The organism is Pseudomonas sp. 2hn, assembly GCF_019646095.1.
In the GTDB taxonomy this organism is placed as follows: Bacteria; Pseudomonadota; Gammaproteobacteria; order Pseudomonadales; family Pseudomonadaceae; genus Aquipseudomonas; species Aquipseudomonas peradeniyensis.
In genome coordinates, this window is sequence record NZ_CP081016.1 from 2,901,500 (window position 1) to 2,912,454 (window position 10,955).

At 65.0% G+C, this 10,955-nt stretch carries 11 protein-coding genes; 4 read left to right on the forward strand and 7 right to left on the reverse strand.

The annotated features are described in order from the left end of the window. Positions 1-46 precede the first annotated feature (46 nt). Together katB and K2O50_RS13090 are read left to right on the forward strand one after the other, a co-directional pair. The gene (katB, locus tag K2O50_RS13085; RefSeq protein WP_050705521.1) at positions 47-1,588 is read left to right on the forward strand and encodes a catalase KatB; all 1,542 of its coding nucleotides are present in this window, start codon (positions 47-49) and stop codon (positions 1,586-1,588) included. A gap of 107 nt (positions 1,589-1,695) precedes the next feature. Further along, positions 1,696-2,562 (forward strand): LysR family transcriptional regulator, encoded by an 867-nt coding sequence (locus K2O50_RS13090; RefSeq protein ID WP_050705522.1) that lies wholly within the window; start codon positions 1,696-1,698, stop codon positions 2,560-2,562. A gap of 33 nt (positions 2,563-2,595) precedes the next feature. On the opposite strand, the gene K2O50_RS13095 is transcribed toward K2O50_RS13090, so the two are convergent. The 7 genes from K2O50_RS13095 to K2O50_RS13125 all read right to left on the reverse strand — a co-directional run bounded on the left by K2O50_RS13095 (position 2,596) and on the right by K2O50_RS13125 (position 8,683). Then, positions 2,596-3,501 carry a MurR/RpiR family transcriptional regulator gene (locus K2O50_RS13095; RefSeq protein ID WP_050705523.1) on the reverse strand — a complete coding sequence of 302 codons (906 nt, stop codon included), beginning with the start codon at positions 3,499-3,501 and terminating at the stop codon, positions 2,596-2,598. Between the two features lie 78 nt (positions 3,502-3,579). Then, positions 3,580-4,344, reverse strand: coding sequence for an ABC transporter ATP-binding protein (locus K2O50_RS13100; RefSeq protein WP_050705524.1), 765 nt, complete (start codon positions 4,342-4,344; stop codon positions 3,580-3,582). Positions 4,345-4,363: 19 nt separating this feature from the next. After that, complete coding sequence (locus tag K2O50_RS13105; RefSeq protein ID WP_050705525.1) at positions 4,364-5,476, reverse strand: succinylglutamate desuccinylase/aspartoacylase family protein; 1,113 nt, start codon at positions 5,474-5,476, stop codon at positions 4,364-4,366. 9 nt (positions 5,477-5,485) lie between these two features. Then, entirely contained in the window at positions 5,486-6,184 is a 699-nt protein-coding gene (locus tag K2O50_RS13110) for an ABC transporter permease (protein WP_050705526.1), read from the reverse strand. A gap of 12 nt (positions 6,185-6,196) precedes the next feature. Next, complete coding sequence (locus tag K2O50_RS13115; protein WP_050705527.1) at positions 6,197-6,886, reverse strand: ABC transporter permease; 690 nt, start codon at positions 6,884-6,886, stop codon at positions 6,197-6,199. A gap of 24 nt (positions 6,887-6,910) precedes the next feature. After that, positions 6,911-7,687, reverse strand: coding sequence for an ABC transporter substrate-binding protein (locus K2O50_RS13120; RefSeq protein WP_050705528.1), 777 nt, complete (start codon positions 7,685-7,687; stop codon positions 6,911-6,913). Positions 7,688-7,897: 210 nt separating this feature from the next. Continuing rightward, positions 7,898-8,683 (reverse strand): NAD(P)H-dependent oxidoreductase, encoded by a 786-nt coding sequence (locus K2O50_RS13125; RefSeq protein WP_050705530.1) that lies wholly within the window; start codon positions 8,681-8,683, stop codon positions 7,898-7,900. Positions 8,684-8,767: 84 nt separating this feature from the next. Between K2O50_RS13125 and K2O50_RS13130 the strand changes: the two genes are divergently transcribed. Both K2O50_RS13130 and K2O50_RS13135 read left to right on the forward strand, forming a co-directional pair. After that, positions 8,768-9,667, forward strand: coding sequence for a LysR family transcriptional regulator (locus K2O50_RS13130; protein ID WP_050705531.1), 900 nt, complete (start codon positions 8,768-8,770; stop codon positions 9,665-9,667). Positions 9,668-9,972: 305 nt separating this feature from the next. After that, the gene (locus K2O50_RS13135; protein ID WP_050705532.1) at positions 9,973-10,839 is read left to right on the forward strand and encodes a hypothetical protein; all 867 of its coding nucleotides are present in this window, start codon (positions 9,973-9,975) and stop codon (positions 10,837-10,839) included. Positions 10,840-10,955 lie beyond the last annotated feature (116 nt).

A 10,955-nucleotide genomic window follows, 5' to 3' on the forward strand; every position in this document is an offset into this window, starting at 1 on the left:
TTCGAGGCGCATCAAGACGCCTGAAAAGAACCTTTAGGAGTACCCCATGGTCCCTTTGCTCAAGCTGTTCCAACCCGGTCGCCTGCTGGTGGCGGGCAGCCTCGCCGCCAGTCTGCTGTCGCTGTCCGTGCAGGCCGCCACCCTGACCCGTGACAACGGCGCGCCGGTCGGCGACAACCAGAACTCGCAGACCGCCGGCCCCAACGGCTCGGTGCTGCTGCAGGACGTGCAACTGCTGCAGAAGCTGCAGCGTTTCGACCGTGAACGCATCCCCGAGCGCGTGGTGCACGCCCGCGGCACCGGCGCCCATGGCCAGTTCACCGCCAGCGCCGACATCAGCGACCTGAGCATGGCCAAGGTGTTCCGCCCCGGCGAGAAGACCCCGGTGTTCGTGCGCTTTTCCTCGGTGGTGCACGGCAACCACTCGCCGGAAACCCTGCGTGACCCACGCGGCTTCGCCACCAAGTTCTACACCGCCGACGGCAACTGGGACTTGGTCGGCAACAACTTCCCGACCTTCTTCATCCGCGACGCCATCAAGTTCCCGGACATGGTCCACGCCTTCAAGCCGGACCCGCGCAGCAACCTCGATGACGATTCGCGCCGCTTCGATTTCTTCTCCCATGTACCGGAAGCCACCCGCACCCTGACCCTGCTGTACTCCAACGAAGGCACGCCGGCCAGCTACCGCGAGATGGACGGCAACAGCGTGCACGCCTACAAGCTGGTCAACGCCAAGGGCCAGGTGCACTACGTCAAGTTCCACTGGAAGAGCCTGCAGGGGCAGAAGAACCTCGACCCGAAACAGGTCGCCCAAGTCCAGGGCCGCGACTATAGCCACATGACCCACGACCTGGTCAGCGCGATCAACCAGGGCAAGCTGCCGAAGTGGGACCTGTACATCCAGGTGCTCAAGCCCGAGGAGCTGGCCAGGTTCGACTTCGACCCGCTGGACGCGACCAAGATCTGGCCCGACGTGCCGGAGCGCAAGATCGGCCAGATGGTGCTCGACCGCAACGTCGACAACTTCTTCCAGGAAACCGAGCAGGTGGCCATGGCGCCGTCGAACCTGGTACCGGGCATCGAGCCGTCCGAGGACCGCCTGCTCCAGGGGCGCCTGTTCGCCTATGCCGATACCCAGATGTACCGGGTCGGCGCCAATGGCCTGAGCCTGCCGGTGAACCGCCCGCGGGCCGAGGTCAACACCGTCAACCAGGATGGCGCGATGAACGCCGGGCACACCGACAGCGGCGTGAACTACCAGCCGAGCCGCCGCCAACCGCGTGACGAGCAGGCCGACGCGCGTTACGTGCAGACCTCGCTGAGCGGTAGCACCCAGCAGGCGAAGATCCAGCGCGAGCAGAACTTCAAACAGGCGGGCGAGCTGTTCCGTTCCTACGGCAAGAAGGATCAGACCGACCTGATCAACAGCCTCGGCCAGGCCCTGGCGACGGCGGACGAGCAGAGCCGCTACATCATGCTGTCGTTCTTCTACAAGGCGGATGCGGACTACGGCACCGGCCTGGCCAAGGTGGCCAAGGCCGACCTCGAGCGGGTCCGTGAGTTGGCGGCGAAGCTCAAGGACTGAGCGGCGCGGATCCGTAGAAGCGGGTTTATCCGCGATCACCCACGAAGCTGGGCGCGTCAAGGGTAAATCCGATTCTCGGAATCGACGTCTTCGTCGCGGTGGTCGAGATGGGCAGCTTCAGCGCGGCCGCCGAGCGCCTGAGTCTCAGTGGCTCGGCGGTAAGCAAGGGGGTGGCGCGCCTGGGGGCACGATTGCTCAACCGCACTACCCGCAGGCTGTCGCTGACCGAGGCGGGCGCGCTGTTCTACAAGACCTGCACCAGCGTGCTGGCCGATCTGGAAGAGGCCGAACAGGCCATCTTCGCCGAAAGCGACACCCCCCACGGCAAGGTACGCATCGATCTGCCGGCCGCCTTTGGCCGACTGCATGTACTGCCGCTGATCGTGGCGTTCACCCGGGCGCATCCGCGGTTGCAACCGCATGTGTCGTTTTCCGACCGCTACATCGACCCGGTGCAGGAGGGCGTGGACATCCTGGTGCGCATCGGCGGCGCGCAAGCCTGGCCTGCGGCCTTGGGGCACCGGTATTTCGGTGCCCAGCGCCTGGCGTTCTGCGCCTCGCCCGACTATCTGGCGCGACACGGCACGCCACAGGACGAGCAGGCCCTGGAGCGCCACTTGTGCATCGGCTATGGCGAGGCCACAGGTCTGGTCACGCCGTGGTACCTGGGCGGTGGGTTGCCGGGCGAGATCAGGCAGCGGATCGTCCAGCCACACCTGGCCATCGGCGATGGCGAAGGCATACTCGACGCGGTCCTGGCGGGCCTGGGCATCGGCCAGTTGCCGACCTGGCTGACCCGAACGCATATCGAGCGCGGCACGCTGGTCGAGGTGTTGCCGCAGCTCACCTCGCAGGGATTGCCGATGAACCTGGTCTGGCTGAAAAGGCGGGAGGGATTGCCCAAGGTGCGGGCGTTGCTCGATTACCTGTTGCCCCGGTTGAGTGCCGAAGGCTGCTCAGGGGAAGCGGAGTAAATTCATGGGGATCTACCCAGCTGTCTGGCGCACCTACTTTCTGCTGAACTTGTCACCTGGCACATGCAGATACGACATCACGCTTTCGGTGAGTTCGGTGGCCAGTTTCACCGCCTCCTTGTTGCGCGCCATGACCCCGGCCACCAGGCCTTCGATCAATGCCAGCACGGCGATGTTGGAGCTGGTCAGCACCGGATGATCAGCAGGGGCATACAACACGTGACGGGCCAGCGGCGCCAGCGGCGAGGCCGGGGAGTCGGTGATGGCCAGCACGGTCGCCTTGCGCTCATGGGCGAAGCGTGACAGTTGCAGGGTGTCCTGGGAGTAGCGTGGCAGGGCGATGGCCAGCAGCACATCCTGCTCGGTGATCGCGGCCAGGCGGTAGGCGGCGTTCTCGTTGCCGCCTTCCATGCTGATGGCGCAGGTGTCCTTGCAGAACGGCACCAGGGTCGAGGCGGCCAGGCCCGCCAGGTAGACGCTGTTGCCGAACCCCAGCACATAGACCTTGCGCGCCTCGAGCAGGCAGCCGACGAACGCCTCGAAGGCGTCGGCCTGGTTGTTGCTGGCGGTGGTCGCCAGGTTGCTGCTGGCGCTCTGGATCTGCTCATGCAGGCCGAACTCGCCACCTGGGCGCTGGGCCAGTTCGTTGCGCAGCTTGTCCACCGGCGAGACCATCTGTTGCAGGGTCGCCACCAGCTCGGCCTTCATGCCGCTGTAGCCGCCAAGGTCCAGGGCCTTGGCCAGGCGGTTGACCGCGGCCGGTGAGGTGGCGGTGGCCTGGGCCATCTCCTCGATGGTCAGGGTCGCGGCCTTCAGCGGATGGCGCAGGATGTAGTCGGCGACCTTGCGCAGGGACGGCGGCAGTTCGCCCAGGCTCTGCGACAGCTTGCGCATGACCGCGGAGGCGTAGACGGTGGTGTTCTTGGTATGGCTCGACATCCGGCGCGACGCTCCCTGAAAGTTGCCGGTAGTGTATCCCAAGGCGCCCGGCGGCGGAGCCGCGGAGCGCCCCTGCGCTTACTTCAGGCTTCCGGCGAGGAACTGGCACAGGCGTTCGGACTGCGGCCGGGCCAGCAGTTCGCGTGGGTCGCCGCGCTCCTCGACCTGGCCCTGGTGGAGGAACAGCAGCTGGTTGGACACCTCGCGGGCGAAGCCCATCTCGTGGGTGACCACGACCATGGTGCGGCCCTCCTGGGCCAGGTCCTGCATGACCTTGAGCACCTCGCCGACCAGCTCCGGGTCGAGCGCCGAGGTCGGCTCGTCGAACAGCATCACCTCGGGCTCCATGGCCAGGGCCCGGGCAATCGCCACCCGTTGCTGTTCGCCACCGGACATGTGCGCCGGATAGGCGTCGCGGCGATGGCCGACGCCGACCTTGGCCAGGTAGTGCTCGGCCTTGTCCCGGGCCTCCTTGCGGTTCATGCCGAGCACGTGCACCGGGGCTTCCATGACGTTGTCCAGGGCGCTCATGTGCGACCACAGGTTGAAGTGCTGGAAGACCATGCTCAACCGCGCGCGCAGGCGCTGCAGCTGGCGCGGGTCCGCCGCGCGCAGCCCGCCGCGGGCGCACTCGCGCAGCTTGAGCTGTTCGCCGTTGACCAGGATCTGCCCGGCATTGGGTTGCTCGAGCAGGTTGATGCAGCGCAGGAAGGTGCTCTTGCCCGAGCCGCTGGAGCCGATGATGCTGATCACATCACCGGCGTCGGCCTGCAGCGAAACGCCCTTGAGCACCTGGTGGTTGCCGTAGCTTTTGTGCAGGTCGTGGATTTGCAGTTTGTTCATCAGTCGGTACTCGCAGGGGTCAGTCGCTGAGCAAGCGACCTTGGCGGATGGAGGTGCTGCCGGCGACCTTGGCCAGCCACAGGCCGGGCTGGGCGAAGCGCAGGCGTTCACGGGCGTAGAGGATGCCGTCGGTGGTGGCCCTGACCACGCTGTGGCGGTCGCTGAGCGGATCGAGCACTTCGAACAGCGGATCACCGACCCGCACCTGCGCGCCCAGCGGCTGCAGGTAGCTGACCACGCCCGGGTGTTCGGCGTAGGCATACTGCGCGCCGGCGAAGGGCGTGGGTTGGCAGCAGTGTTCCGGCGCGGCCGGCCACGGGCCGCTGATCAGGCCCTGGTCGGCGAGGTAGCCGAGGATCTGCTCGGCGCTGGCCTGGCACTGTTCGCGCTCGGTGTCGGCCATGCCGCGCAACTCGATGGTGGTCGCCACGCAGGCCAGGGGAATCTCGGCCTCGGGGAAGTACTCGCGCAGGTGCAGCCAAGGCGCCGCGCAGGCTTCATCGAAGGCATCGCCGCCGGCGCCCTCGGCCAGCAGCGCCGCTTGCGCACCGAGGCGGGCGGCCAGCGGGCGCAGCTGGGTCCAGTGCTGCGGCATGGCGTACAGCAGCATCACCGATTCGAAATCGCAGTGCAGGTCCAGCACCAGGTCGGCGTCGCAGGCGTGGCGCAGCAGCAGGCGGCGCAGGCCGTCGAGCTCCGAGCCGGGCGCGGGCAGTTCGTCAAGGAGTTCGAGCATGGCCCGGCGGATGGTCGTCACGTTGGCCTGGCCATCGCTGCCCAGGCGGCCTTCCAGGTGAGCGGCCAGCGCTTCGGTCAGCGCCGGGAAATCGCGATTGAAGTTCTTGCCACTGTTGAACTCGAAGCGGCCCTGGTGGGTGGCCTGGAACATCTGGCCGATGCCGATCGGGTTGGCCAGCGGCACCAGTTCGATCACTGCTGTCAGCCGACCTTGCGCCTCGAGTTCGAGCAGGCGGCGCTTGAGCTCGATGGCCACGCGCATCCCCGGCAGCTCGTCGGCGTGCAGAGAGGCCTGGATGTAGGCCTTGCGCGGGCCGCTGCCAAAGCGCAGCACGCGCAGGGAGCGCTGGGTCCCGCAGGCGCTCCAGGGCAGGATATGGTCGATGTGCTGCATGGAAGCTCCTTAGTGCTTGCGGGGGGCGAGGTAGGCCAGCCAGTGGCGCTCGGCCAGTTTGAACAGGCGTACCAGCAGGAAGGTCAGGACCAGGTAGATCAGCCCCGCGGTGATGAAGGCCTCGAACGGCAGGTAGTAGCGGGCATTGAAGGTCTTCGCCGCGCCGGTGATGTCGACCAGGGTGACGATCGAGGCCAGGCTGGTGGTCTGCAGCATCATCAGCACTTCGTTGCCGTACTGCGGCAAGGTGCGGCGCAAGGCCGAGGGCAGCAGGATGCGCCTATACAGCGTCATTCTCGACATGCCCATGGCGCGGGCCGCTTCCACCTCGCCGCGCGGCGTGGCGCGCAGGCTTCCGGCCAGCAACTCGGCGCTGTAGGCGCTGGTGTTGATGGCGAACGCCAGGCAGGTGCAGAACGTGGCGCTGGACAGGTAGGGCCACAATGGGCTCTGGCGCACCGCCTCGAACTGGGCCAACCCGTAGTAGATCAGGAACAACTGCACCAGCATCGGCGTGCCGCGGATCACATAGGTGTAGAGCCAGGCGGGATAGCGCAGCAGGCACGTGCGCGAGACCCGCATCAATCCCAGCGGGATCGCCAGGGCCAGGCCGCAGGCCAGCGAGATCAGCAGCACCTTGAGGGTCAGGGCGATGCCGTTGAGGTACAGCGGCAGGTTCTGCCAGATCAGCGGATAGTCGAGTGTCATCGGGCAGCTCCCCTAGAGCTCGGCGGCTTTGAAACCGACCGAGTAACGTTTCTCCACGCCGCGCAACAGCAACAGCGAGGCACTGGTCAGCAGCAGGTACAACGCCGCCACGGAGAGGAAGAAGGTGAACGGCTGGTGAGTGGCGTCGGCGGCGTTCTTGGCCTTGAACATCATGTCCTGCAGGCCGATCACCGAGATCAGCGCGGTGGACTTGGTCAGCACCAGCCAGTTGTTGGTGAAGCCCGGCAGCGCCAGGCGCACCATCTGTGGCAGGCTGATCCGCACAAACACCTGCAGGGCGCTCATGCCGTAGGCCATGCCGGCCTCGGCCTGGCCTTTGGGAATGGCCAGGAAGGCGCCGCGAAAGGTCTCCGAGAGGTAGGCGCCGAAGATGAAGCCCAACGTGCAGACGCCGGCGACGAAGGGGTTGATGTCGATGTACTGCTCGTAGCCCAGTGCCAGCGCCAGGCGGTTGACCAGGTCCTGGCCGCCATAGAACACCAGCAGGATCAGGACCAGGTCGGGAATGCCGCGCACCACCGTGGTGTAGACCTCGCCCGGTACCGCCAGCCATTTCAGGGGGGACAGGCGACAGGCCGCACCGAACAGGCCCAGGCCGATGGCCAGGGCCATCGCCAGCAGGGCCAGGTGGATGCTCAGCCAGGCGCCATCGAGAATGCTCGATCCGTAGCCGTGAAGCATGATGAAAACCCTCGTCAGCCTGCGCTATTGGCCGTAGATGTCGAACGGGAAGTACTTGCGCTGCACCTGCTGGTAGGTGCCATTGGCGCGGATCGCGGCGATGGCGGCGTTGAGCCGCGCCAGGTTGGCGCTGTCGCCCTTGCGCACGGCGATGCCGGCGCCGCGGCCGAAGTAGTGCGGGTCGGCGATGTCCGGGCCGACCAGGGCGAAGCCCTGGCCTGACGGGGTCTTGATGAAGCTCTCTTCGGTGTTGACGCTATCGGCGAGAGTGGCATCCAGGCGCCCGGATACCAGGTCGAGGAAGGCTTCGTTCTGCGAGGCGTAGCGGACGATCTCGACCCCCGCCGGCTCCAGCTGTTCGGTGGCGAAGCGGTCATAGGTGGACGACCTTTGAACCCCGACCTTGCGGCCCTTGAGGTCCACCGCCGGGGTGTCGAGCCGGCTGCCGGCCTTCATCGCGAACTTGCCGGGGGTCTGGTAGTACTTGTCGGTGAAGTCGACCGACTTCAAGCGATCCTCGGTGATCGACATCGACGACAGCACCGCGTCGATCTTGCGCACTTTCAACGACGGGATCATGCCGTCGAACTCCTGGATCACCCACTGGCACTTGACCTGCATCTGTGCGCACAGGGCATTGCCGATGTCGTAGTCGAAGCCGGCGAGTTCGCCTTCTGGGGTGCGATAGGAGAAGGGCGGGTAGGCGGCCTCGATGCCGAGGCGCAGGCTGGCGTCATCGGCCTGGGCGAAGGCGCTGCAGGCAAAGAGTGCCAGCGCGCCGAGAAGTCCTGTCTTGTTCATGTTCTTGACTCCGTTGGGTGGGGCGTACCGTCCAGGGCCCTGTTTGGGAGGGGCCTGGGCACGGAGAAGAAAATGACATGAAATATTTCATTTATCAATATGATGAAAATAAATGTGTCAGAGCAGTGATCGATGGTGTCCGCCGACAGGGTTGTGGCACCTATGAGATCGAGCGCTGCAGGGGTTGCGGCGGACAACTGGTGTCCCTCGCTAGACATCGTCGGCAACATGCACACCCAATCCATCCCGGCCAGGCGCAAGCTCTGGCCGCAGGGTCAACGCCGGGATCACATAATCCCCACCGTTCTGCCGCCGGAACGGAATGGGCGCATCACTCCACAATCCATCGAGCCGCTGGCCCAGCGCCTTGCACGCCGCCGCAAAGCCCGCATCATCGACCCGACTGGTGCGGTACACCGCGAATGGCGGCAGCACCTCGAACCCCGGGTAGAACAGGATGCCGTGCTGGATCGGAAACAGGATGTCGTTGAGTGGGCCATTGATGCCGCGCTCGCTGTAGTGCGAGGCCCAGCCACCCATGCTGACCATCAGCATGGCGCGCTTGCCCGCCAGCCGACCTTCGCCGTAGCGATCACCCCAGTGCCGGTCGGAGTGCTCGCCGACACCGTAGGCGAAACCATAGGCGTATACGCGCTCGACCCAGCCCTTGAGGATCGCCGGCAGGCCGAACCACCACAGCGGAAACTGCAGGATCACCGCGTCGGCCCACTGCAGCTTGGCCTGTTCGGCGATGATGTCGGGCGCCTGGGTGCCCTCGGCGAACGCGCGGCGCGAAGCGTCGGAGGGGCTGAAGCGCTCATCGGCGGGGTGTTCGACGCTGTCGTCGGCGTCCAGCACGGCCTTGAACTTCATCGCATAGAGGTCCGAGACCTGGACATGGTGGCCCTGGCTTTCCAGGTGGCGGACGGCGAAGTCCTTGAGGGCGGCATTGAGCGAGCGGGGTTCGGGATGGGCGTAGACGATCAGGATATTCATGGTCGGGCTCCGGTAGGGGATAGCCAAAGCATGCGGATACCCTGAATATTGTTGAAATGAATAGATGAAATTGCAGGTATTGCCATGCATGATTCCTTGCGAAGTCTGGACCTGAACCTGCTGGTCACCCTCGACGCGCTGCTTGCCGAGCTCAACGTCACCCGCGCCGCCGAGCGCCTGCACCTCGCCCAGCCGACGGTCAGCGTGCAGCTGGCGCGGCTGCGCGATGCACTGGGCGATCCGTTGCTGTTGCCGGGGGCTCGCGGCATGCGCCCGACCGCCCGTGCCCTGGCACTGCGCGAGCCCTTGAGCCAGGCCCTGGAAGCGTTGCGCCTGGCCATCGCCGCCGAGCGACCGTTCGACCCGGCCCGGGCACAGCTGACCTGGCGGGTGGCCGCGACCGACTACACCGAAGCGACCATCCTGCTTCCTGCGCTGGGCGCACTGCGTGCGGCCGCCCCCGGCACGCGCCTGGCCATCGTCGACATGAACCCGCCGACGCTGGTGCGCAAGGCGGAGCAGGGCGAGCTGGACCTGGCTTTCCACATCGCCATCGATGCGCCGCCCGGTTTGCGCCAGCGTCCGCTGTTCACTGACCGCTACGTGCTGGCCGGGCGTGTCGATCATCCACGTCTCAGGCGCCGGCCGACGCTCAAGCAGTTCTGTGCGCTGGAGCATGTCATCGTGTCGCCCGACGGCGGCGGCTTCAGCGGCCCCACTGACGACGCCCTGGCCGAGCAGGGCCTTGCGCGCAACGTGGTGCTGTCGGTACCGCGCTTCTCGGGCGTTGCGCCAATGCTGCTCGATAGCGACCTGGTGGCCATGCTGCCGCAGCGCCTGGTGATCGGGAATCCGGCGCTCGCGGTAGTGGAGGCACCTCTGGCGGTGCCGGGCTTCGAGATGCTGATGCTGTGGCCGGAGCGCGTGCACCGGGATCCTGCGCATCAGTGGTTGCGCGAACAGTTGGCGGGGGCCGTCGCCTGACTGGCTGCAGTGCGGCGTCAGGCGACAAGTCAGGCAATGCCTGAAACATGGTACGTATTACGTAATAGGGTGACACTCTCAATAAAATAGCCTTTGTAGAAAGGCCTAAGTACGATTAGCTAGAAAAACAGTACGATTCGAGTGCGTGGGTCCGATAGCTGTGCTGAACTGGCGGGCGAGTGACAAGCGGCAGGGTCGGTGCCGATCGACGCCATCGCCCTATCAGTAAGTCCACTGTCTTGGTTGGCATCGCAGTATCAGACAGGCGTACGCTGCCTACCGTCTATTCAAACAGTGAGCAGCGCATGAAAAAACGCCTGACCAAAACGGAAGTGGAGAAACTGGCCATTCGCTACGCCCGACTGTTTCACGGGCCAACGGTATCGGGAGGGCCAAAGACCCGAGAGTACTGGCGAGCCATGTTTCTTTTCGGCTGCCTTGCCATCTGTGCCGTGATCGGTGTTTTCGTCACTGCGCTGTGGCCGGAGTACACGCTGATCCCCGGGCTAGCGGCGCTGTGCCTTGAGGGTTGGGCGCTCTTGCTATGGGTGCGTACGTACGAGCCGCAATTCAGAGAGCATGTGCTGCGCAAAGAGGGTGTGCTCAGGTTCTCCGATGCGTTCGAGCAGAGCAGGATGGGCGACTACAAGTCCACCTGGCTTGCTGCAAATATCCCGGTCGACTCGGGTTCCTACCTGGAAATTGCCGAGAACCTTCAAAAGGTAAGGGCGTTGAGTGGAAGCTCGCGGCAGTCGACTCGATCAAGGGCTGAACGGTTCATTGACTACCTGTTGGCGTTGAAGTTTGCCAGAAGCATCTTCACCGTGGGGTTTGCGGCATTGGCACTGAAGATTGTCGATTATGTTCCTCTGATGAAGGACAAGCTGGTGAATGTCATGCCTGCTTTCCTGCCGAAAATGGGCTTTGCCTTGTTCTTCCTGTTTTTTGCCCTGCTCATCGGTGCGCTGCTGGTGACTTGGGTTTGCGCGATTCTCAAGCGTTTTCTCGAGGTCCGTTATCAAAGATGCTCCGCGGAATCTCTCGACCTGTTCATGCAGGCGCTGCTCGACCGGGCAAGCCTGACGGTGTATGACTCGCGCATGACCGACGCCACGGCAGTTGTCGGTAAGAACGTGCTGGACCTGAAATCGAAACGTCGCCGCCAATCCTGAGGTGAGGCGGCGATGCTTTTGCCGAACACCTTGAGCGACAAGAAAACATTTCTTTTTGTTGCCTTGGCGCCAATCCTCATGGTTATCATCCGCCAGCGCCCGAGGCCAGGAGCCCG